This is a genomic window from Actinoplanes missouriensis 431 (genome assembly GCF_000284295.1).
In the GTDB taxonomy this organism is placed as follows: Bacteria; Actinomycetota; Actinomycetes; order Mycobacteriales; family Micromonosporaceae; genus Actinoplanes; species Actinoplanes missouriensis.
Window position 1 is genome coordinate 4,293,050 of the sequence record NC_017093.1, and the last position, 21,241, is coordinate 4,314,290.

Consider the following 21,241-nt stretch of genomic DNA (forward strand, 5'->3'; position numbering starts at 1 on the left):
CCCGAGGCTCAGCGGGCGATGTACCCGCCGTCCACGAACAGCTCCGCGCCCGTGATGAACGACGCGTCGTCGCTCGCCAGGAACACGATCGCGGCCGCGACCTCCTCCGGCCGCCCGACCCGCCCGAGCGGCGTCGTCGCCACGTACGGCTCCTGGTCGGTGTCGCCCATCATCGGGGTCTCGATGAAACCGGGGTGGATGCTGTTGACCCGGATGCCGAGGGGCGCCCACTCGACGGCGACGTTCTTGGTCAGCGTACGGACGGCGCCCTTGGCCGCGTGGTACGCCGGTGACGTCCCGAATCCGCCGGACGCCCCGAAGATCGAGCTGATGTTGACGACCGCGGCGGCGGGGGAGGCCTTGAGCAGCGGCGCGAACGCCTTCGTGCCGAGGAAGACGCTGGTCTGGGTGACCGCCACGACCTTCTCGTAGAGCGCGAGCGTGGTCTCCTCGAGGGTCTCCGCGTGGCCGAGGCCGGCGTTGTTGACGAGGATGTCGAGGCCGGCGAACCGGGACTGCACCTCCGCGACCGCGGATGCCCACGCGGCCTCGTCGGTGACGTCGAGGTGCAGGTAGAGCGCCGTGCCACCGGTCTTCTCGATCGCGGCCGCCACCTCGGCGCCGGGTCCGTCCTGCACGTCGGCGACCACGACCGTGGCACCCTCGGCCGCGAGCCGCAGCGCCGTCTGCCGGCCGATGCCACTCGCTCCGCCGGTCACGAGCGCGGTCCTGCCATCGAATCGAGCCATCGTCCTGCTCCTTCATGTGGTGCGGCTTTGATTCGTTTACGATACGTCTCGTATCGTATTCTAAGCCCTGTGATCTGCGTCGCCCGGGACTGCCGGAGAATGGACGTCATGTCCGTCGGAGGAGCCAGGCCCGGAGCCGGCCGCAAGCGAGACCCCCAGGCCCACGCGGCGGTCCTGACCGCCGCCGAGGAGCTGCTCAACGAGATCGGCTATCACCGGGTCACGATGGAGCGGATCGCCGAGCGGTCCGGCGTGGCCAAGATGACGCTCTACCGCTGGTGGCCGAACAAGGCCGCGGTGGTCACCGATGCGGTCCGGTCGCGGCTCGCGCCGCTTTCCACCCCCGACCTGGGTACGGTGATGGCCGACGCCCATACCCAGCTGGAGGCCATGCTCGGCACCCTGACGAAATACGGTGACGCCAGCGTGGTGGCCGGCGCGATGAGCTCCCGCGGCGAGGCCGGTGTGGCCGACCTGCGCGACATCCTGCACCCGTGGTTCGAGGGCCTGGCGGAGATCCTGGAACGCGGGATCCGGAGGGAGCAGCTTCCGCCCGGCTTCCCGGTGACGGTGACCGCCCACGCCTGGATGGGGTACCTGGTCTACCGGGTCGTCTTCCTGCAGGAACAGATTTCCGGTTCGGACCTGAGAGTCCTCATCGGGCAGACAGTGGATCAACAGTCCTAGACTGCGGCGGTGGCATTGGACCGGAGGACGTACCGTACCGTCGACGGCGAGCGGATCGAGGGCACGTGGCGGCCGATCTTCATTCGTAACGGCCGTAACTACTTTCTGACCGATCTGCTGATCTTCGCGGACGGCGCTCTCTACTGCTGGGAGTGGGTCGACCTCGACGGGCTGCGGAGCAAGCTGGAGAGCGGCTGGGTGGCGACGGCGCTCGAACCGGGCGTGACCGCGTCGGCCCATCACCTCGCGTCCTGGGTGCTGACCGATCCGATGACGGCGGTGTCCGCCGAGGACCTGCTCGGCGAGGTCGCCGACGAGATCGACCAGCTCAACGGCCGGCCGGACTCGACGAGCCGGTGCATGGCCGCTCTCGACAGGTACCTGGCGAGCCGCGCCGAGGAGGACCGCGAGGCGCTGCGCCGGGCGTACCTGGCGATCCCCGAGCACCTGCGGGTCTACGCGCTCGGCGACATGGACTACCGGGACTGGCCGCTGCAGGTGCTGAGCGCGCCGCTCGGGCCGGACGACGAGCCGGTCACCGAGGAGGACCGGGCCGAGGCGTTCGCCTACTTCGACGGCCGGGACCAATCAGCGGGGGAGTGGGCGGAGTCGAGGCCCCTGGACGGCCCGGACCAGCCGGAACACCCGACCGTGAAGCTGGCGGTGCTGGGCCGCTTCCCCGACGAGCCGGACGTGGTGTGGCTGCGCAACGAGCGGCCCACCCCGATCGAGATGGGCGGGCGGACGTACCCGAGCGCGGTGCACGCCTACTGGGCGCTCGCCGTCACCGAGGACGCGGCGCGGGAGGCGATCCGGGACACGGTCACCCCTTCCGACGCGGAGGCGGCGGCCGGGCAGGCGACGATCCGCGCGGACTGGCCGGAGGTGCGGCTCGCCGCCATGCACGCGGTGCTGCGGGCGAAGTTCGGCCAGCACGATGACCTGGCCGAGGTGCTGCTCGGCACCGGGGACGCCCGGATCGAGTACAACCTGAGCTCCGCCTACTGGAGCGGTGGCAGCGAGGGACGCAACTGGATGGGTCGCCTGCTGGAGCTGGTCCGCGCCGAGTTGCGGGCCGAGCGGGCCGGATTCCTCGGGGAGCGGGCCATGACCCGTACCGGAGATCAGGCGGAAGGAAGCTCGTAGGCCGCGCTCTCGTCGGGAACGCCGCGTGACTGGGCCGCCCGGCCCAGCAGCAGTGCGTAAGCGAGAAAACCCAGCCAGACCACCGCGCCGACGCCGACCCGCGCGGCCGGCGGCAGCGGGGACGGCGTGATCCAGGCCTCCAGCGCGCCGGCGACCGCGAGAACCGGCACGAGTCCGATCGCGATCAGCATGCCGGAGCGCGCACGGTCGGTCAGCGCCTGCCGGCGGGTGCGGCTCTCGCCGGGGGCGATCCAGGCCCAGCCGATCCGCAGGCCGGCCCCCGCGCCGACGATCACGCAGGTCAGCTCGAGCAGGCCGTGCGGGGCGAGGAACGTCAGGAAGGTGCCGCCGAGACCCGCGCCGGTCAGCACGCCGCCGGCGAGCGCGATGTTGAGCAGGTTCACGCCGAGCAGGTAGAACACCGGCAGCACGAGCACGCCGGCAGCGATGCACTGCGCGGTGAGCACGGCGTTGTTGGTCCAGACCTGGCCGGCGAAGTTCTGCGGCTGATACTTGCTGTAGTAGCCGACGAAGTCGCCGCCGACCATCCCGGCGATCTGCTGCTCGGTGAGGAAGTGCGCGGCCACCTGCGGATAGCTGGCGATGTACCAGGTCAGAGCGATGCCGGCGGCGAGCAGCAGGGCGCCGAGCGGGAGCCACCAGTGGCGGGCCTGATACACCTCGGACGGGAAGGTCCGCAGCAAGAACCGGGGGATCGAGCGCCAGGCGAAACCCTGACCGCGATTGATCGCGGCGCGACCGGCCATCAGCTGCTCGGAGAGACCGGCCAGGACGACCGGGTCGGGGGCGCGCCGGCGCAGCACGGAGAGGTGCGTGGCGGCCCGCTGGTAGAGCATGACCAGCTCGTCGGCCTCCGCCGCGGTGAGCCGTCGCCGCCGCGCGAGGTTCGCCATCCGATCCCACTCGCCGGCGCGTTCCAGCACGTACGCGTCGAGGTCCACCGTGCGCCTTTCGTGTTTACTGTCCGGGTGACTGTGCTGGGTGCGGGGCGGGTTGTCAACGCGGAGGCGGTGGCGCTCGACGTGCGCCCGGCCCGGCTCGGCTCCCGGGCGCTCGCGCTCGCCCTCGACATCGCCGTGCAGGCCGTGCTCGTGCTGTTCCTGCTGCTGCTCAGCTCGCTCACGCTGCGTGCGCTGCCGCCCAGCCTGGTCGACGAAGCGTTGTTCGACACATCGTTACGCCTGGTGATCGTGGTCGTGTTGATCGGCTATCCGGCGGTCGTCGAGACGGTCACCAACGGCCGCAGCCTCGGCAAGGCGGTGGTCGGCCTGCGGGTGATCCGCGAGGACGGCGGGCCGATCCGGGCGCGGCACGCGTTCACCCGGGCGCTCGTCGGATTCGCGGTGGAATGGCCCGGTCTGCTCCTGCCGCTGGTCACCTGGGTGGTCAGCCTCGGCACGATGCTCGGATCGTCGCGCGGCCGCCGGCTCGGCGACATGGCAGCCGGGACGATGGTGGTGCACGTGCGCCGCCCGTACTCCTGGCAGGCGGTCCCCCCGATGCCGCCCGCGCTCGCCGGGTGGATCTCCGTCGCCGACCTCTCGGCGATCGACGACCGCCTCGCCCTCGCCGCCCGGCAGTACCTCTCCCGCGCCTACCTGCTGCGCGAGCCGCAGCGCTCCCGGCTGGCCCACGAGCTGGCCACCGAGGTCGCCGGCCGGGTGCGTCCGGCGCCACCGCCCGGCACGCCGCCGGACGCCTACCTCGCCGCCGTCCTGGCCGAGCGCCGCCGGCGCGCGGAGGGGTCGCTCCCGGCGGCCCGGTCCCTCTCCGAACAGATCAACACCACCTCCGAGGGTACGGGGGTAGCGATCCGCTCCGCCGCCCCCGGCCCGGGCAGTCCCGCCGGATGAAACGGCGGCCGTGGAGCGTCGGCAAGGTGGGGTCGACCGGCCATCACCTCAACGTCTAGCACTCCGTGGTGGCCCCGGATCCTCGGGGAGACCACCAGGCCGCCGCCCGCTGCAGGACCGGACCACGTCTTGCCGGCCACCGTGACGGTCAGGATCCGGCCGGTCACCGCGACGGCGAACGGGTGCCTGCCCGCGCCGTCGAGGGTGCCGACCCCGGTGTAGAGCGCCGACGTGCCGAGGACCACCGCGGGTCCCTGACGGGTCGCCTCGAAGACCCGGCCGTCCGGCAGGCGCAGCCAGGTGCCGCCGCCGTAGGCGCCGCCCTTCGCGACGAACGCGAAGTCCGGGCCGTTCCTCAGCCGGCCGCCGCCGGCCACCTGCCCGCTGCCGGCGACATAGGTGACGACGTGCGGCAGGGAGACCGTCGCCGTGGCGCCGTCGTCGTCGGTGACGGTGACCTGCGGGCGGTACACCCCGGCGGCCGGGTAGGCGTGGCTGATGGTGCAGACACCGCCCGCCACCGTGCCGGTGGTCTGCGAGCCGTCGCCGAACGACGCGGTGCAGGTCAGTGCGTCGCCGGCGCCGGGGTCGCTGACCGGCAACCGGCGGGTCACGGTGGTCCCGGTGGCAATCGGTGCGACGGGTGCGGGACGTCCACCCGGAGCGGTGATCACCGGTGCCGCGTTGCCGACCGTGACGATCGTGGTGTCATGACTGGCGCCGGCGGTCAGCGTCAACTCGTACACCCCGTCGTCAACACAGGTCACCGTCGTTGACGGGTCATGTTGATTCGCGACGGTGCACGACGTGGTGTTGACAGTCCATGCGGGGCGATTCGCGGTGTTCGACACCGTGCCGGACAGGGCGATCTTCGCGCCCTCGATGCCGGCGGTGTCGGGTCCGGCTGACGCGACGGTGACCGGGTTGACGCTCTCCAGCGTCGGCGTCACCGGGTTGATCGAGCCGTCCGGTGCGAACGTCAACCTGTCGATGGTGGCCTCTCGATGAGTGCCGTCGCCGCCGGGGATTTTGAAGCGATGATAGGCGATGTACCAGTCGTCGCTGTTCGGTAGCTGTACCACCGAGTGATGACCGGTGCCGAGGATGCCGAGCGCGGGATCCTTCTGCAGGATCACGCCGACCCGATCATTCCACGGACCGAGTGGGGACGTGCCCGTCGCATAGGCGATCCGGTAGTCGGCGCTGCGCGTGTCGTTCTCCGACCACATGAAGTAGTAGGTGCCGTTGCGCTTGACGACGAAACTGCCCTCGTTGTAGTTGACCGGCCGGTACGTCTTGACTTGACTTGATTCGAATGAAGTCATGTCGTTTTTCAACTTGACTTGATATGACGACCCGTTGCCCCAGTACAGATAAGACGACCCGTCGTCATCAGTGAACACGGCCGGGTCGATCATCTGTCCGCTGTACGTGCCGGCTGCGACCAGTGGCTTGCCGAGCGCATCGGTGAACGGCCCGGCCGGCGAGTCGGCCACGGCCACACCCAGATGCTTCGCCGTGTTGCCGGTCGCCATGCCGCCACTGAAGTACAGGTAGTACTTCCCGTCGCGCTGGGCGAACGCGGGCGCCCACGCGCTGTTGTCCGCCCACGTCACGTCCGGACCCAGATCCAGCGCCACACCGTGATCGGTCCAGTGCACGAGATCCTTCGACGAGAACGCGTGGATCCGCGTGCCCGACCAGCCGTCGTACCCGTCGGTCGTCGGGTGGATCCAGAACGTGTCGCCGACGACGCTGATGTTCGGATCCGCGTACAGGCCGGGCAGCACCGGGCTCTTCATCACCAGCGCCCGGACGGTCCAGTCCCGCTCGCTGCCGTCCGGTGAGCTGATCCGGTACGTGACGGGCTTCGTGAAGTCCCGTGCGATGCCGGACGCCGGCGTGATCGTCGAGCCGGCCGCCAGTGTGAACTTCGGCGCCAGCGCCGTCACGCCGGTACCCTCGGCGACCGGCAGCTTGATCACCGCAGCGGCGTCGTCGATGATCGCGTCCACTTTCAGCTGCGCCAGACTCACGGCGCCGACCGATGTGCCCTTGCCGGCCAGCGCGAGGATCTCCCCGGCGGACAGGGCGGTGTTGTAGATCCGGAAGTCGTCGACCTCCCCGGCGAAGTACGGATCACCGGCGTAGAGCGATCTGCCGACGTACCCGCTGTACGTCTTCGCCGGGTCGTACAGATCGGACGGCTTGATGGTCACCCCGCCTGCGGACGCGATCCTCACCCCGTTGAGGTACATCGCCGCGGTGCCGCCGTCGACCGTGACGGCGAGATGCTGCCAGCTGCCGCCCGGCAGGGGAGCGGCCGACGGCAGTTTCGACTCGGCCGACCACGAGCCGCCGGTGATCGCCGAGTAGAGCACGTTGCTCCCGTTGCGGGGGCTGCTGAACAGGTACTTCGTGCTGTCCGGGCCGAGACCGTAGATCCACTGGTTGACCGTGGTGGACGACGGCCACTTCACCCACGTGGACACGGTCGCCGCGGACGCCTGCCGGAGCACGCCGTTCGGGATCGTCACGTAGGGCGAGTCGCTGCCACCTGCCATCGCGAACGACCGGCCGGACACCCCGGCGCCCCACGCGGGAGTGCGGTGGTAGACGCCGTCGAACCCGTTGCCGGAGCTGTCCTTCGCCACGGTCCCGGTCGTCTCGTCGAACTCGTACCGCAGTCGTAGCCCGCGGGCCGGGGCCGGCTCCTCCCAGCGGGCGGAGAGCCGGTCGTACTCCGCCTTCGTCACCGGCAGGACCGTGCCGTGGCGCGGCCGCGACGGCAGGCTGTACTTCGTCTCCGGCGTCCACACCCCGGAGTCCAGGTCGGTCGTGGAGAACGGGACGTAGCCCCGGCCGCCGTACTCGTCGATGAAGAGGTACCACTTGTCCTTGCCGTCCGGGGACGGGGTGTTGGACTTGAAGATCAGCGGCCCCTCGCCCCGGCTGAGCGCCCCGCTGCCGATGCACTCGGCGACGAAGGAGTAGTCCCGCGAGAGCAGGTCGGTGGACTTTTCCTGGATGAGGAACTTGCTGCACGGCGACGACGAGGAGTTGTTCCGCTCGTCCTTGGTGATCCGGTGGTAGACGCCGTCGTGCTCGATCACCGTCGAGTCGATGACGGAGTAGCCGGGGTCCTTCCACACCTTCGGCTCGCTGAACGTGTGGAAGTCGCGGGTCGTCGCGTACATCATCCGGTTGTAGGACGACCCGGTGTGCGCGGTGTCCGACTCCGCGTAGAGCTTCGAGGCCCAGAAGACGACGTACGCCCCGAGCGGCTCGGAGTAGAAGGCCTCCGGCGCCCAGGTGTTGCCGGCGGTGTCGGGTGACACCCGGACCAGGCGCTGGTCGGTCCAGTTGACCAGGTCGGTCGACTCCCACACCATGATCGACTTGCTGCCGGTGCGTTGCGAGGCGTCCCAGTCCCCGTTGCCGTAGATCTTGAGGTCGGTGGCGATCTGGTAGAACTTGTCGCCCTCCGGGGAGCGGATGATGAACGGGTCGCGCAGGCCCTGCGTGCCGAGCGTCGACGTGAGCACCGGCTGACCGTTGTTGATCTCGCGCCAGCTCAGCGGGTCGTTGCCGTTGGAGAGGGCGTTGTAGACCTGCTCGCCGTTGGCGTAGCCCTCACCGGTGAAGTAGCTGAACAGGTAACCCTCGTAGGGGGCGGCGGCGGGCAGCCGCGGGACGAAAGCGGAAAACTCCCGATTCACCGTGACCGAACCCGACGTCACGTGAGCCGTCAGAACGACTGTCTCATCGGACGCGGCCGATCGGTGCACGACGCCGGAGCTGGAGATCACCGACGGGGAAGCGGACGACCATGACACGGTCGAGCCGGACGAGCCGGCGACCGGCAGGGTGAGATTCCCCCGGACGTCGTCCAGGTTGGTCACCGTCAGAGCGGCAGCCGCCGCCTCCGCCGTCTCCCGGTCGCCGTACTCCGCCCGTACCGTGATCGGAAAGGTCTTGCTGCCGGCCGCCTCGCCGCGCCGCAGGGTGGCGGTGAGCGTGGCCCGGCCGTCGGGCGACCCCCGCGCCGGACGGGTGACCTTGCCGGTGGCGGTGACCAGGCCGGGGTCGCTGGTGGACCAGGTGATCGCGGAGCCACCGGCCGCCGTGGACGGCAGGGTCAGGTCGGCGATGACCCCGGCGGTGTCGCCCAGATCGAGGGCCGCGGTGTCCGCCGCGACCGCCTCGGTGTTCGCGGGTGCGGCGAGGGCGCGAGCCTCGTCGGCGGTGAGCGCCCGGTCGTAGACGCGGAAGTCACGCATCCGCCCGGCGAAGTACCTGTCGGAGGTGTAGAGCGACCGGCCGATGTAGTTCGCGGTCGTCGTGCCGCCGCCGATCGCGCTCGGCAGGATGCTGATCGCGGTGTTCGTGGCGACCGCGACGCCGTCCTCGTAGAGCGTCCCGGTCGTCCCGGCCTGCGTGTACGTGAGGTGCTTCCACGCGCCCCGGGCCAGCGCGCGGCCGTCGGCGGGGCGGATGTTCTGCTCGCCTGCCCAGTTGCTCAGCGAGATCGACGTGCGCAGCGTGTTGCCCGTCGCGAAGAGGTACCCGTTGCCGTACCCGGTGCCGGCGTCGGTGTTGCCGAAGCCGTAGAGGAAGTACGGCGTGGCCTGCGCGGGGTCGATCCGCACGTCGAAGGCGACGCTGATCGCGGCGCGGTCGCGCAGCACGCTGTCCGGCATCCGGACGTAGGTGTTCGTGCCGTTGAAGCCGAGTCCCTGAGCGCCGTCCCACGCGGGAGTCCCCAGGACGGCGCCGTCGCGATGGTTGCCGGACGCGTCGGCGGCGACCGTGCCGGAGGTCTCGTCGAGCCGGTAGTGGAGCAGAAGGCCGTCGTCGGGCGCCGCCTGCGCGGGGGAGCCGGCGACCAGAACGGACAGAAACATGAGGAGCGCTAACACACGCGGCATGTGATCTCCCGTGACGGAGGCGTTGCCGAAGTGTTAACGCTCACACAATCGATGTCAAGAACTTCTATGTATCAGCGGCTACTTCCCGTTGATCTCCCCGCATGCGCTGGAGAGGTTCAGCCACGCCTGCGCCATCGCCAGGTTCAGCTTCTCCGGCGGCTTCGGCGCGGCGGCCGCCACCGCGGCGCTGGTGTCACGCACCGTCCCGGCCGCCGTGCGGATCGACTCCTGGGTCGCCTTCGCCGCGACCTCGGCGGCCTGCCCGGTCCGCGCCGGATCGAGGTGCGCCTTCGCGGCGTTCACGTCGTTCACCGCGGCGCAGGCCGCCTTGTCGGCGTCCGCGGACGCCGGTTCACCCGCGGCCACCGGGGCGGCCGCGGGCTCCGCGCCACAACCTGCAAGAGCCAGCACGAGTACGGGGAGGAGAAGCGCTCTACGCATGCCGTGCCCAACGACGACACCGGCGATCCGGCCTGCCCTGCCACCCGTGCGAGGGACTGCTCGCCGGTCAGGCCAGGACGAACGTGTAGCCCTTGGCCTTCAGCTTCTTGATGGTCTTGTCCAGCGCCGCGACGGTCTGGCTGCGGTTGCCGCCGCCGTCGTGCATCAGGATCACGCCGCCCGGCCGGGTGTTGCCGACCGCCCGGCTGACGATCACGCTGGTGCCCGGCCGCGACCAGTCCCGCGTGTCGACGGTCCAGCCGAGGATCCGCAGCCCCTGGTCACGGACGACCTTGCGGGTGCGGGAGTTGCTCGCCCCGTACGGGAAACGGAAGACCTGCGGGCTCCGGCCGGTCACGCTCTTGATCTTCTTCTGGGTCCAGACCACCTGCGAGCGCGCCGAGCTGGTCGACAGATCGGTGAAGTCCGGGTGGTTCCGGCTGTGGTTGCACAGACGATGTCCCTCGCGGACGATCCGCTTCGCGGTCTTCTGGTACGGCCCCACGTTGTTCCCCAGCATGCAGAACGTCGCCTTCACGTTGTTGCGCTTGAGGATGTCGAGAACCTGCGGGGTGTACTTCGACGGGCCGTCGTCGAAGGTGAGCGCGACGGTCTTGCGCTTGGCCTTCGCGGCGGCGGAATAGGCCACCTCGAGGGTGCGCACCCGCAGCGCGGCCGCCTCGGCGGCCTGGACCTGCCGGGCGGCGCTCGCGGCCGGCGCGGCGGCGGTCACCGTCGCGGGCGCGGCCTGCCCGGCCTGCGGTGCGGCGCCCACCACCAGTGAGCCGGCCACCAGGCCGACGGCGAGCTGCGCGCCGATCCGGCGGCGTGAACGTCCCTGTGCGACTGACCTGTCACCGGTCGCGGACTGTTTGTTGACGAATTCCGTCATCGCGAGAATCCCCCTGTGCTTTCGCGGAGCGCTCATCGTTGCGATTGACCGTTTTCACCGTCAACTCATTGGCCTACACCGTGATGATCAACACCAGAACAACAGCGCAAATGCGACACCGGAAACGCCGGAATGTGACGCCGCTCGCTGTGATAAAGCGCGGCGGTGATCGAGAATGCGCGCTATTGCACGCGGTTGCTATGCTCCCCGCCAATAAGCATTGATCGCTGACATTGTCACCGCGCGCATCGGCTCAATGCCGCTCGGCTCAAGTTGGTGTCGGGGGGCTGGCCTGGTGGGTGATCGGCTTTGGGTGCGTGGACCGCCTGCCACACTTCCGGTTTATCAGCTTTGTCCGGCTGTTCGGGCGACCCGCATCGACACGGTCACACACAACGCCGGCGCCGCGGGGACGAGGTCACACGCAACGTTTGTGTGGCGATCCATCAACGCCAGGGCGGGGATGGAAGCACACGAACCGTTTAGGTGCGACCTCATCGCGGCCGGCGTGAACGCCGGTGCGCCCTCGCCCCGGCGACAGGGCCGCATCGTGAGCTGCCACCCCCGCGTGAGCCCACCGTGAGTCGCCAGCCGGGCACGAGCCCGTGAGTCGCCACCCGTGCACCAGCCCACCGTGAGTCGCCAGCCGGGCACGAGCCCACCGTGAGCCGCCCTGGCGTTCACCGCCCGCACTGGAGATCAACGAGGGTTGAGTGGCATTGCGCGCCGGCTTCGCCGGGGTCCGGGGAGGTGACGGGCGCGACGGTCGGCACCCTCTGGGGCACGGGTTTGCCGAACCGGACGTGCCGGTGCACGGCGGCGACAAGAATCAGCGACATGGACAGGTCGGCGCCGGCGATGGAGATGGCCGCCGGCGGCATGACCCGCTCGGCGGCCGACCGGCTCGCCGCGCTCACGGCCCGTGGCGCGCATGCCGCCTGCGGGGTCATCCACCTGATCGACGGGCGGAACCTGCGGCTGGTCGGCGGGCACCATCTGCCGTCCGGGTTCGAGGCGATGCAGCAGGTCCCGGTCACGGCGACGGTCGCCGGGGTGATCCTGCGCACCGGATTCCCGGTGGTGATCAGCGACGTGGACCGCGACGACCGGGTGCCGCCGGACGCCCCGGTGCGCGCGGTCGGCCTGCGCTGCTTCGCCGGCTACCCGGTGCGGGACCCGAACGGCGCGATCACCGGCACCTGCTCGGTGATGGACTACCAGCCGCGGCAGTGGACGCCCGACGAGCTGACCGCGCTCGACGACGGGGCACAGGCGTGCACCGCGTTCGTCGCCGAGCTACGCGCCCACGAGACCGAGTACCGGCAGCGGATGTTCCGGGACACCCTGCTGGAGAGCCTCGACACCGGGGTGGCGGCCTGCGACGCGGACGGCCGGCTGGTGCTGGTCAACCGGTCCCTGCGCGAACGGTTCGGCACCGAGCAGGTGCAGGGCACGGTCGAGCAGTGGGCGCGCGGACTGCCGCTCACCACGCCGGAGGGCGCCCCGATCGACGTGACCCGGCTGCCGCTGCTGCTCGCCCTCGGCGGCGCCGACGCGCGTGGCGCCGAGTACGTGCTGCACCGCCCGGACGGCACCCGGCGCCGGCTGATCGTCAACGGTCACCCGATCACCAGTGGGCGCGGGCGCAGCCTGGGCGCGGTGGCGGTCGTGCACGACGTGACCGAGGCCCGCCGCGCCGAGCAGCTGCAACGGGAGCTGGCCCGCAGCAAGGACGAGTACCTCAACCTGGTCGGGCACGAGCTGCGCACCCCGGTGACGATCATCGGCTCGTACCTGGAGCTGCTCGGCGAGAGCGACCCGGAGAGCCCGGCCACGGAGCTGCTGCCGATGATCGCGGCCGCCCGGCGCGGCAGCGAGCGGCTGCGACGGCTGGTCGAGGCGCTGCTGGACCTGTCGGCGTTCGACGCCGGCCGTAACCCCCTGCAGGTGACCGAGATCGATCTGGCGGGGCTGGTCGCGAGCGCGGTCGGCGACACGGCGTCCCGGGCCGTGGTGAAGAACCTGGCGGTGCACCGCTCGGGGCCCGATCGGCTGCCCCTGCGCGGCGACCCGCGGCGGCTCACCCAGCTGGTCACGGCGGTGCTGGACAACGCGATCACGTACACCCCGGGTGGCGGGACGATCACCGTGACCGTCGCCGCGAGCGCCACCACGGCCTGCCTCGACGTCGTCGACACCGGGCTGGGGATCCCGGAGCACGAACGCCCGCACGTGTTCGACAGGTTCTTCCGGGGCGCGGTCACCACCGAGCTGGCGATCGCGGGCGCCGGCCTCGGCCTGTCGATCGCGAAACTGATCGTGGAGCGGCACCAGGGAGTCATCACGGTGACGCCGAACGAGCAGCGGCAGGGCACGCGCGTGCACATCGAGCTGCCGCGCTGGCCGTCCTGACCGTGCGAGCGGCCGCCCTGAGCCGGTGGGTGACTGTGACCTTCAGGGAGCCATGGCTTCCGCCGGCCCGGGCGTTCCGCTCACCTCCACCATCGGCGCGCCCGGGGGACATCTGAGGGCCGCGATCATGTACGCACGGGGAGGACGCCGGCGGATTCCGGGGTCGGTGTCCGCCCCGTGGGATTGATCGGTGGTTGAACGGGCAAGCAGACATCATGCGAGCTTTGACGTGGCAGGGGACGAGCAAGGTCTCGGTGGAGACCGTGCCGGACCCGAAGATTCAGGAACCGACCGACGCCATCGTGCGGATCACCTCGACCGCGATCTGCGGATCCGACCTTCACCTCTACGACGTGCTCGGCATGTACCTCGACAAGGGCGACGTGCTCGGCCACGAGCCGATGGGCATCGTCGAGGAGGTCGGCGCCGGGGTCACCCACATCAAGCCCGGTGACCGGGTGGTGATCCCGTTCAACATCTCCTGCGGGCACTGCTGGATGTGCCGGCGCGGGTTCTTCGCGCAGTGCGAGACCACCCAGGTGACCGATCAGGGCAAGGGCGCCGCGCTGTTCGGCTACACCAAGCTGTACGGCCAGGTCCCCGGCGGTCAGGCCGAGTACCTGCGGGTGCCGCAGGCCCAGTTCGGGCCGATCAAGGTGCCGGACGGCCTGCCCGACGAGCGCTTCCTCTTCCTCTCCGACGTGCTGACCACGTCGTGGCAGGCGGTCAAGTACGCGGACGTGCAGCCCGGCAACACGTTCTTCGTCACCGGCCTCGGCCCGATCGGGCAGATGACCGCGCGGATCGCCCGGCACCTCGGCGCCGAGCGGGTGATCGCCTCCGACAACGTGCCGGAGCGCCTGGAGATGGCCCGCCGGCACGGCATCGAGACGCTGAACAGCGACGACGTGGACGTTCCCGCCGCGGTGTACGACCTGACGTCCGGCCGGGGCGCCGACAGCGTGGTCGAGTCGGTCGGCATGGAGGCCCACGGCTCGCCGGTGCAGGCGGCCGCGGTCAAGGCGGCCGGGATGCTGCCGGACGCGCTGGCCCGCAAGGCCGTGGAGACCGCCGGCATCGACCGGATGGCCGCGCTCACCACGGCGTTCGCCGCGGTCCGCCGGGCCGGCACGGTGTCGATCATCGGGGTGTACGGCGGGAACGCGGACCCGATGCCGATGATGGACCTGTTCGACAAGGGCGTGACCCTGCGGATGGGCCAGGCGCACGTGAAGCGCTGGGTCGACGACATCCTGCCGCTGGTCAGCGGGGACGACGACCCGCTCGGCGTGGACGATCTGGTGACGCACCGGCTGCCGCTGGAGGAGGCGCCGCACGCGTACGAGATCTTCAAGAAGAAGGAGGACGGCTGCATCAAGGTGGTGCTGAAGCCGTAACGGGGCAGGGGCCGGGAACAGCCGTCTCGTCAGCGCAGCTCTGCGTAGAGCCAAGCGGCGAAGCAGAGCGCGATCCAGCCGCCGATCGCGGCGGTGAAGGCGGCTGATCCCGGCCTCTTCCACTTGCGGACCAGGTACCAGCAGAGGGGCACCGAGACGAGCAGGCTCGGGGAGGTCCAGAGGACCACGGTGCCGAAGATGTCGCTTGCCTCGATCACTTTCGGACAGCCCCAGTCGCCTTCGCACGACCGGACCGCGCCGGACACCTCGGTGTACCCGGGATTGTCCGGGTGCTCCTGGAAGAGCAGGGCAGGCACGGTGGCGGCCGCGAGGTACCAGCCGAGCAGTGCCAGATAGGCCCTCGTGATCATGGACGGGAGCGTAGACCCCGCCGTCCACGCAGCGACCGGACGGCCGGGATCGCATCGGTCGCGCCGAGCGCCCACGCCACCAGCAGCGGCTGGAAGAAGAGCCGCACGAACCGCTTCGTGTCGGTGTCCAGCCCGAAGCCGTCCTTGTGCTCCAGCCACTGCGCCACGTTGCCCGGGAAGATGACCACGAAGAAGGCGCCGGCGGCCGCGCCGACCAGCCCTCGGTACGGCTGCTTCCAGGTCGCCAGCAGCGCCGCGCCGAGCCCGATCTCGGCCACTCCGGAGGCGAGCACGACGAAGTCCGTGTCGATCGGGAACCAGTCCGGCACCTGCGCCTGGAACTCCTCGCGGGCGACGGTCAGGTGGGTGGTGCCGGCGAAGGCGAGGGTCGCGCCGAGGGCGGCCTGCAGGATCTTCTTCATACTGGGAACGTTAATCAGTTCTGATGAGATCATCAACTTGGCGGACGGCTTAGGATCGGGGCATGACGCCGAACCGCCTCGACCAGCGCCGCGCCCGCACGCGCGCGGCACTGCTCGGAGCGGCCCGTGACCTGCTGGTCTCCCGGGTGCCCGCCGAGGTGTCCATCCAGGAGATCACCGATGCTGCGGACGTGGGCTTCGGCAGCTTCTACAACCATTTCGAGTCGAAGCAGACGCTCTTCGATCAGGCCATCGCCGAGGTCGCGGGCGAGCATCGGGAGATGCTGGAAGCGGGTACGGCGGGGCTGACCGATCCGGCCGAGGTGCTGTCGGTCGCGGTGCGGCTCACCGTGCTGCTGGCGCAGACCGGGCCCGGCATGGCGCGGGTCATCGACCGGGCCGGGCTGGGCTATCTCGACGCGCTCGCCCCGGCCGGGTTGCGCTTCCTGCGTCGTGCCCACGCGGTGGGGCGGCTCTGTTTCGACGATGCCGAGGTGGCGTGGTCGTGCGTCGGGGGTGCCACGCTGGGGACGCTGCGGCGTGCGCTGGAGTCGTCGCCGGCGGAGACCGGTCAGGCCGGTCGGCAGGCGGCGCTCGGTGTGCTGCGCCTGTTCGGGGTGCCCGAGATCGACGCCCGGCGGATCGCGGCGCGGACTCTCCCCGCCTGATCCCGCCGCGTGCCGCTGCGCGGGCTCCAGCCGAACGGCCGTACTGTGCCAGGCATGCGAGCAACTGGAACGTTCGACGTAGTCGACTTCACCGCGGCACCCGTGCCGCCTTCCGAGATCAAGACCGGTCTGCCGGTCGGGTTCGCCACCATGCGCAAGGCGTTCACCGGCGAGATCCAAGGTCGGTCCGAGACGCTCTTCACCTCTGCCTTCGACCCCGCGAGCAACACCGGCACGTACGTCGCGATGGAGTCGTTCGAGGGCCGCATCGCCGGCCACACGGGGACCTTCAACTTCGTGCACTCCGCCACCACGACCGGTGGGGGCCGGCAGGACGAGTCTCTGGTGATCGTTCCCGGGAGCGGTACCGGCGGGCTGACCGGCGTCCGCGGCAGCGGCGGGCTGACCGTCGACGAGGACGGCACCCATCGGATCTGGTTCGACTACGAACTGTCCTGAGATTCGTCGACCGGTCGCTTGTCGAGCGGACGCCGGTTCGCTTGTCGCGCGGACCTCAGTCGGCGAACACCTCGTCGGACGGGTCGAAGGGGAGCGTGTCGGGGACGGCGGCTGAGCTGCCCGGCGCGGGCGTTCTCGGACAGTGCGCGCGAGCTCGCTTACCCAACTCCTCGGCCGGCGCCTCGACACCGCCGCACGTCACGCCGCCCACGGTCAGCTCGGTCCACGCCGTGAACGTGCCGGACACCGGTGTTCCGCCGCAGTCGACGCTGAAGTCGGCCGTCACCGTCTCCACGCCCTCGTAGAGCAGCGTCTCGGGAATGGTCGGATCGTCCTGGGGGCCGGTGAGCAGCGAATAGCCGCCGTCCTGGGCGACGGCAGGGCCATTGCGGAGGGTACGGCCGGAGACCGCGCTCAGCGAGGTGGCGAGCGCCGTGGTCCAGTCGTCCGGTGCGGTGAGCCGGGTGATCGACGTGGTGAACGGCTCGGTGAGGACGGGCTGGCCGGTCGGGGAGACGGTGGCGCGCTCGCCGAAGACGGTGACGCGGGTCAGCCGCGAGGCGAAGGACGGCTCCGACCAGCGGACTCCGGCGGGGGAGCAGCCGGCGGGGACGGCGGGGGTCTCCGCGTTCGTCCGGTCTTCCCCGGGGGTGGCGCAGGCGGCGGGCAGCGCCGCCACCAGGAGCGCGGCGAGCACGCGGATGATCATCGCGACATCCTCCTCGAAGATGACGGATGTTGTCACGGCGGTGTTATGCGCGTCGCTCTACGTTGGTGGCCATGCGTAGACATGGCGATGCCCCAGCCGCAGGGGGATCGGCTGGGGCATCGCTTCTTCCTCGGCTCAGGGGGTCAGTAGCCGAAGTCCTGGGTGTAATAGGGAGCGCCGCTCTTGCTGTAGACAGCGCCGACGCCGACCTTCTTGGACTTGCAGTTCAGGATGTTGGTGCGGTGACCCGGGGACTTCATCCAGCCGTTCACCACCTGCGCGGCGGAGCGGTAACCCCAGGCGATGTTCTCCGCGGAGGGCTTGGCGTAACCGGAGGCCTTGGTGCGGGCCACGAAGTTCGAGCCGGACCGGCCGGTGTGCGAGAACGTGCCGGTCTGGGCCATCCACGCGCTGTGGCCGCGGGCCGCGGCGGTGAGCTTGGCGTCGACCTTCAGCGCCGCGCAGCCGTGCGAGGTGCGCTGGACGTTGATCAGGCGGTTGATCTCGGTCTGCAGGGCGGTCTCGCTGGACTTCGCCGGCGCGGCTTCCGCCGGGGACGCGGTCATCGTGATGCCGACCGCGGCCGGGGCGATGAGGGCGGCCAGGGCGAAACGGCGGAGAAGCTTGCGCAAGAGCGGTCCCTTTCGTCGGTCTTACCGGAGCGGTTCGTGCTTGCGCTGTTCTGTTCGGCGCGAGCGCGGGCGACTCGATCACTGATGCGGTGCGTGATCGTCGCCGTACGGTTGCGAGGTTCCGGGGGTGTGCGAGAGTTCTGGCGTGCCGAAGCGGGTCGACCACGACGAACGACGACGACAGATCGCCGGGGCGGTGTGGCGGATCGCCGCCGGGCGCGGGCTGCCCGCCGCCACGCTGCGGGAGGTGGCGGCCGAGGCGGGCGTGTCGATGCGGCTCGTGCAGTACTACTTCGGGACCAAGGAGCAGCTGCTCATCCACGCGTTCGAACTGGGCGCGCGGGCGGCGGGCGAGCGGATGCGGCTGCGGTTCTCCGCACTCGGGCATCCGCCGACGCCGGAGGAGGTGGTGCGGATCTGCCTTCTCGAACTGCTCCCGACCGACGAGGACAGCCTGCTGCTGGCGCGGGTGCACGCCGCCTACTACGCGGCCGCGCTGACCGATCCGGCGCTGGCCGGCGCGGACGCCACGAACCCGCAGGACCAGCTCGAGTCGGTGATCGTCACGCAGTTGCGCGCGGGGCAGGAGGCCGGCGTGGTCCCGGCCGGGATCGACGCGCGGGTGGAGGCGCGCGGGCTGGCCGCGCTGGCGGCGGGGCTGTCGTCGACGGTGCTGGTCGGAGTGCGGTCGGCGGCGGAGGCGGTGGAGGTGATGGAGTACCAGCTGAGGCGGCTGTTCCCGGGGTGACGTGTCGCAGATCGCGTGCGGCGGTGGTCGGGGCGGGGGTATTGCAGCGGCGGGTGCGGCCGCTTCGCGGCGCGCTGGGTTGCCGTGAGGCTGCTTCGCGGCGGGCTGGGTTGCGGCGGGGCTGCCGTGCGGCGGGCTTGGTTGCGGTGGGGCTGCTCTGCGACGGGGTTGATTGACGGGTCGGACTGCGGGGGGCGGCATGGGTGGGGACGGCGTGCGGGGCGGCGAGGGGCGGCCGGCTCTGCGGCATGCGGTGGCGGTGCTGGCGGGCGCGCTGGCGTTCGGCATGATCGCCGCGCTGATCAAAGGCGACCGGTACGGACTGCGCGACACCATCGGCAACCTGAGCACTCCGTGGCTGCTCGTCGCGTTTCTGCCGGCCCTGCACACCCGTGATCCGCGGCGCGGGGCGGTGACCGGGCTGGCGGCGACGCTGACCGCGCTGCTCGGCTTCTACCTGGTCGTGGCCGTGACCACCGACGACCACATGCCGACCCTGCAGACACATCTGGAACACGTCCTGCGCAAGAACCGGCTCTGGCTGATCGCCGGAGTGTTCAGCGGCCCGGTCATGGGCGCTCTCGGCGCGCTGGTCCGGGGGAGCGCTGCGGACGTGTGGCGTGCCGCGCTCCGGGTCACCGGGCTGCTGCTCGTGCTGGAACCCGTCGTGATCGTCGCCGCCCGTGTGGTCCCGGGCTGGCGGGAGGTGATCCACTGGACCCTCGACGCGGCCCCTTACCTGGTCGAGGCCGTCCTCGGCGTGATCATCCTCGTGGCGACGCTCCCCGGCCGTCGAGGTGGCACGGCCCGGCTCTTTGGGCGCCAGCAGTCAGCCCGCGATCCACTTGACTGAGCCCGACCCGCGGGGGCGGGGCGCGGCCGGCGCGTGGAGTGGGGGTGTGGCGGGGACCCGACTCCGGGCGCGGGGGTGGCGGGACGGGGCTTCGGGCGTACCCAATGATGGGTTTATGGATGTTGGTTTTGTGTTGGGGTTGTTCGATCGTCAGATGCGGCGGGAAGCTCGGCCGGAGACGCCTGGGGCGCGGATCGAGCGGTCGGAGCGGGTGATCAGGCACATCGGCGGGGAGGGTGACTGGAATGCGGTCATCTGGTCCGATCTGGAGGAGTCCACGGCTGATGCGGTGATCGCCGAGCAGGCACAGATGGGCGCCGGCTTCGAGTGGAAGCTCTACGGGCATGATCGGCCGGCCGACCTCGCTGATCGGCTTCGGACAGCGGGGTTCGAGGCTGAGGAGCCGGAGACGCTGATGGTGGCGGCGGTCAGCGAGCTGCGGCTTCAGCCCCGACTGCCCGGCGGGGTACGGGTGGAGGAGGTCACCGACCCCGCCGGAGTCGAGTTGATGGTGGACGTCAGCGAGCGCGCGTTCGGTGCGAGCATCCCGTGGCTGCGGGCGCGGTTGCTGGCGCAGGTGGGTTCACCGACCACGCAGATGCTGGTGGCGATGGCCGGGGACGAGCCGGTGTCGGCGGCGCGGATGGATCTGCATCCGGGGACCGCGTTCGCGAGCCTGTGGGGCGGCGGGACGCTGGAACAGTGGCGGGGGCGGGGGATCTACCGGGCGCTGGTGGCGCACCGGGCGCGGCGAGCGGCAGAGAAGGGCTTCGATTATCTGCAGGTGGACGCGACTGATCAGAGTCGGCCAATTCTGGAGCGGCTGGGGGTCGGCGCGCTGACCACGACGACGCCGTTCGTGCTGCCGGGATAGCGGCGACCGGGTGCTCGGCGCGACGGTCGTCGTTCGCGGCCGGATCTCCGACGGCGTGCGCTCGCCCGGCGGGTGAGTCTGGGACCATGAGCGCGCTCGCGACGCCGGCCGTCTCGGCGAGGCAGGCGAGGAGGAGGCTGCTGTTCGCCCATCACGCCGACCTTGTCTACGAGCTGACGTGCGGCCGCGGGCACCTCACGATCCGGGCGGCGCCGCAGATCGTCCGGGCGGTGCGGCGTGCGTCCGGTGACCGGGCTGACCTCGGCTGACGGGGGCGTGCGGGACCCGGACGTGACGGGTGTGCGCGACGCGTACACCGATTCCGGGAGCGCCGTGGCGCTTGTCACCGAAGCTCGGCTCTTTGCCGGCCGGTCCACCAGCCAGCTCACACCGGCCAGCATGATCACCATGAGGCCGGCGAGGACGTCGTTGAGCGTGGCGCGTTGCGCGGTGTCGGCGAAGCCCTGCACGAACGGCGCGGCGATCAGTACGGCGCCCAGCGCGACGTTGACCAGGTTCAGCCACGCGGCGGCCCGGTGGCGCAGCCGGATCGCGGCCAGGATCACCAGGGCCGTTCCGACGGTCACATCGGTGATCCCGGCGAACGCGACGCCGGCGGCGGCGTGATCGAGGATCAGCGGCGCCGCGACCACCCAGCCGCCGATGACCATCACGAACACTGGGGGCCGCTGGACGACGAGCTCGGCCCGGTTCGGCTCGGCGGTCCCGTCCGGCGGGTAGGGCTCCGTGTCAGGCATCGCGTCTCCCGCTCCGCGCGGTGGGTCTCCCGCTCCGCAAGGTGGACGGCAGGGCCAGAGCCGTCATCACCACGGCGATCACCAGTGCGCTGAGACCCACCAGAACCAGCCAGCCGGTGGTGGTCACCGCACCGGCCACCGTCAGAGTCAGCCCGGTGACGGCCAGGCCGACCAGGAAGAATCGCATGATGTCACTCCCCGGGTCGTCGGATGGAGGCTGT

20 protein-coding genes and 1 pseudogene are annotated in these 21,241 nt (G+C 70.7%); 10 read left to right on the top strand and 11 right to left on the bottom strand.

What is annotated here, in order from left to right; all coding sequences use genetic code 11:
* Positions 1-8: 8 nt before the first annotated feature.
* Positions 9-749: an SDR family NAD(P)-dependent oxidoreductase gene (locus AMIS_RS19990; RefSeq protein WP_014444177.1), complete on the bottom strand. Its 741-nt coding sequence runs from the start codon at positions 747-749 to the stop codon at positions 9-11.
* Positions 750-857: 108 nt separating this feature from the next.
* Between AMIS_RS19990 and AMIS_RS19995 the strand changes: the two genes are divergently transcribed.
* A complete protein-coding gene (locus AMIS_RS19995) occupies positions 858-1,436 on the top strand; it encodes a TetR/AcrR family transcriptional regulator (protein ID WP_157434942.1) in 579 nt (192 codons plus the stop codon).
* 9 nt (positions 1,437-1,445) lie between these two features.
* Entirely contained in the window at positions 1,446-2,582 is a 1,137-nt protein-coding gene (locus AMIS_RS20000) for an NADAR family protein (protein ID WP_014444179.1), read from the top strand.
* Here the strand turns inward: AMIS_RS20000 and AMIS_RS20005 are convergent.
* Complete coding sequence (locus AMIS_RS20005; RefSeq protein ID WP_014444180.1) at positions 2,561-3,544, bottom strand: stage II sporulation protein M; 984 nt, start codon at positions 3,542-3,544, stop codon at positions 2,561-2,563. The genes AMIS_RS20000 and AMIS_RS20005 overlap by 22 nt on opposite strands.
* 27 nt (positions 3,545-3,571) lie before the next feature.
* Between AMIS_RS20005 and AMIS_RS44165 the strand changes: the two genes are divergently transcribed.
* Positions 3,572-4,456, top strand: a complete 885-nt coding sequence (locus AMIS_RS44165; protein ID WP_041829925.1) for an RDD family protein — start codon at positions 3,572-3,574, stop codon at positions 4,454-4,456.
* A gap of 434 nt (positions 4,457-4,890) precedes the next feature.
* Here AMIS_RS44165 and AMIS_RS40675 read toward each other — a convergent pair.
* The 3 genes and pseudogenes from AMIS_RS40675 to AMIS_RS20025 all read right to left on the bottom strand — a co-directional run.
* Positions 4,891-9,384: pseudogene (locus AMIS_RS40675) on the bottom strand (family 43 glycosylhydrolase); the annotation flags it as partial.
* Between the two features lie 78 nt (positions 9,385-9,462).
* A complete protein-coding gene (locus AMIS_RS20020) occupies positions 9,463-9,825 on the bottom strand; it encodes a hypothetical protein (protein WP_157434944.1) in 363 nt (120 codons plus the stop codon).
* Between the two features lie 67 nt (positions 9,826-9,892).
* Positions 9,893-10,717 (bottom strand): polysaccharide deacetylase family protein, encoded by an 825-nt coding sequence (locus tag AMIS_RS20025; protein ID WP_014444184.1) that lies wholly within the window; start codon positions 10,715-10,717, stop codon positions 9,893-9,895.
* Between the two features lie 837 nt (positions 10,718-11,554).
* Between AMIS_RS20025 and AMIS_RS20035 the strand changes: the two genes are divergently transcribed.
* Both AMIS_RS20035 and AMIS_RS20040 read left to right on the top strand, forming a co-directional pair.
* Positions 11,555-13,129, top strand: a complete 1,575-nt coding sequence (locus tag AMIS_RS20035) for an ATP-binding protein (RefSeq protein WP_231859357.1) — start codon at positions 11,555-11,557, stop codon at positions 13,127-13,129.
* A 215-nt stretch (positions 13,130-13,344) separates the two neighbouring features.
* Positions 13,345-14,526, top strand: coding sequence for a zinc-dependent alcohol dehydrogenase (locus AMIS_RS20040; protein ID WP_014444186.1), 1,182 nt, complete (start codon positions 13,345-13,347; stop codon positions 14,524-14,526).
* Between the two features lie 29 nt (positions 14,527-14,555).
* On the opposite strand, the gene AMIS_RS20045 is transcribed toward AMIS_RS20040, so the two are convergent.
* Positions 14,556-14,897 carry a hypothetical protein gene (locus tag AMIS_RS20045; protein ID WP_014444187.1) on the bottom strand — a complete coding sequence of 114 codons (342 nt, stop codon included), beginning with the start codon at positions 14,895-14,897 and terminating at the stop codon, positions 14,556-14,558.
* Complete coding sequence (locus tag AMIS_RS20050; RefSeq protein ID WP_014444188.1) at positions 14,894-15,319, bottom strand: DoxX family protein; 426 nt, start codon at positions 15,317-15,319, stop codon at positions 14,894-14,896. Before AMIS_RS20050 ends, AMIS_RS20045 begins: the two co-directional genes overlap by 4 nt.
* Positions 15,320-15,381: 62 nt before the next feature.
* Here AMIS_RS20050 and AMIS_RS20055 point away from each other — a divergent pair, with 62 nt between their 5' ends.
* Positions 15,382-15,987: a TetR/AcrR family transcriptional regulator gene (locus AMIS_RS20055; RefSeq protein ID WP_014444189.1), complete on the top strand. Its 606-nt coding sequence runs from the start codon at positions 15,382-15,384 to the stop codon at positions 15,985-15,987.
* 54 nt (positions 15,988-16,041) lie between these two features.
* Positions 16,042-16,446: a DUF3224 domain-containing protein gene (locus AMIS_RS20060; RefSeq protein ID WP_041829927.1), complete on the top strand. Its 405-nt coding sequence runs from the start codon at positions 16,042-16,044 to the stop codon at positions 16,444-16,446.
* A gap of 55 nt (positions 16,447-16,501) precedes the next feature.
* Here AMIS_RS20060 and AMIS_RS20065 read toward each other — a convergent pair whose 3' ends face one another.
* Both AMIS_RS20065 and AMIS_RS20070 read right to left on the bottom strand, forming a co-directional pair.
* Positions 16,502-17,191, bottom strand: a complete 690-nt coding sequence (locus tag AMIS_RS20065; protein ID WP_014444191.1) for a hypothetical protein — start codon at positions 17,189-17,191, stop codon at positions 16,502-16,504.
* A 107-nt stretch (positions 17,192-17,298) separates the two neighbouring features.
* The gene (locus AMIS_RS20070; RefSeq protein WP_014444192.1) at positions 17,299-17,721 is read right to left on the bottom strand and encodes a CAP domain-containing protein; all 423 of its coding nucleotides are present in this window, start codon (positions 17,719-17,721) and stop codon (positions 17,299-17,301) included.
* Between the two features lie 211 nt (positions 17,722-17,932).
* Here AMIS_RS20070 and AMIS_RS20075 point away from each other — a divergent pair, with 211 nt between their 5' ends.
* The 3 genes from AMIS_RS20075 to AMIS_RS20085 all read left to right on the top strand — a co-directional run bounded on the left by AMIS_RS20075 (position 17,933) and on the right by AMIS_RS20085 (position 20,262).
* Positions 17,933-18,535, top strand: a complete 603-nt coding sequence (locus AMIS_RS20075; RefSeq protein WP_014444193.1) for a TetR/AcrR family transcriptional regulator — start codon at positions 17,933-17,935, stop codon at positions 18,533-18,535.
* 199 nt (positions 18,536-18,734) lie between these two features.
* Positions 18,735-19,388: a DUF6518 family protein gene (locus tag AMIS_RS20080; RefSeq protein WP_014444194.1), complete on the top strand. Its 654-nt coding sequence runs from the start codon at positions 18,735-18,737 to the stop codon at positions 19,386-19,388.
* A gap of 154 nt (positions 19,389-19,542) precedes the next feature.
* Positions 19,543-20,262 (top strand): GNAT family N-acetyltransferase, encoded by a 720-nt coding sequence (locus tag AMIS_RS20085; RefSeq protein ID WP_231859455.1) that lies wholly within the window; start codon positions 19,543-19,545, stop codon positions 20,260-20,262.
* On the opposite strand, the gene AMIS_RS20090 is transcribed toward AMIS_RS20085, so the two are convergent.
* Both AMIS_RS20090 and AMIS_RS20095 read right to left on the bottom strand, forming a co-directional pair.
* Positions 20,187-21,020 carry an SPW repeat domain-containing protein gene (locus AMIS_RS20090; protein ID WP_014444196.1) on the bottom strand — a complete coding sequence of 278 codons (834 nt, stop codon included), beginning with the start codon at positions 21,018-21,020 and terminating at the stop codon, positions 20,187-20,189. The genes AMIS_RS20085 and AMIS_RS20090 overlap by 76 nt on opposite strands.
* Positions 21,013-21,207, bottom strand: coding sequence for a hypothetical protein (locus AMIS_RS20095; protein WP_014444197.1), 195 nt, complete (start codon positions 21,205-21,207; stop codon positions 21,013-21,015). Before AMIS_RS20095 ends, AMIS_RS20090 begins: the two co-directional genes overlap by 8 nt.
* Positions 21,208-21,241: the final 34 nt, after the last annotated feature.